The sequence below is a fragment of the Vibrio sp. Y176 genome, from assembly GCF_033438945.1.
This window is the reverse complement of record NZ_JAWOQS010000316.1, coordinates 1-818: the sequence shown is the minus strand read 5'-3', so window position 1 is coordinate 818 and position 818 is coordinate 1. Positions and strand designations below refer to the sequence as shown.

The following is an 818-nucleotide window of genomic DNA, read 5'->3' as shown; positions in this document are numbered from 1 at the left end:
CAGAGATCGTGTTCCAGGCATAGCGTGTGTTGCTTATCGGCCAAAAAAGCTGAGTCCCATAACTAGTGCAAGCATCTAACAGCGCATGGGTGCTATAACCAAGGGCACAATAAAACCAACTCTGTTGAAAGTTTAGCTCTCGTCTTTTTGCAAACAACGGATACAGCACTAAAGCACAGAGAAAACTGCCAAAAGGGATAAACAACAATGAATGGGTAAAGTGTCGGTGATATTCCAAAAACAGTAATGGGTCACTTGATGAACGGATAAGTACGTCCAAATCCGGAGCCATCCCAGAGGCCACGCCTAACACGCCAGCAGCCAAAATATGCCGCTTTTTACTTGCAGACTGCGGCAAAGCAGCGCCCAGTAAACCTTGCGTGAAAGGGTCCATTATTTACGCCCACCACGATAACGTAGGCGAGAGAGAAGGCATATGCGCTTGAAAATCGGTTCAAATTTAAAAACAAGAACGTTCTCCGACATAAATTATCCGTATTTAAGTGGATTGGAAATCACGGCTTAATGATGCATTAAAGTGTTCGAAAACAAATGCTTTGATTTTAGTGTAAGAAGGAATCGCCCTATTTTCTAGTGAGAAGCGAACCTGAAGCGAGGATCGTGGTGTATGTCAGAAGTCCAAAACGGCGGATTTTACAGACGTAAAATAAAACAAGGCGAACCAGATAGCTCGCCTTGTTTACTGAACGATTAACGACTAAAAACCTAAGTCTTGAGGGTTTTCTTTAGCGTTGATTTCAGAGTAAGTGTGCAGAAGATCTGTCAGAGTTTTCACCCAAGAAAAAAAATACGAAGGG

The 818-nt window shown here is 43.0% G+C and carries 1 protein-coding gene and 1 pseudogene; both read right to left on the bottom strand.

Features of this window, described 5'->3' with window-relative positions; translation table 11 throughout:
- Positions 1–394 (bottom strand): metal-dependent hydrolase (locus R7O13_RS25800; protein WP_318305064.1); only part of this gene is annotated, 394 nt, incomplete at its 3' end.
- Between the two features lie 324 nt (positions 395–718).
- A pseudogene (locus R7O13_RS25795) lies at positions 719–818 on the bottom strand (exoribonuclease R); the annotation flags it as partial.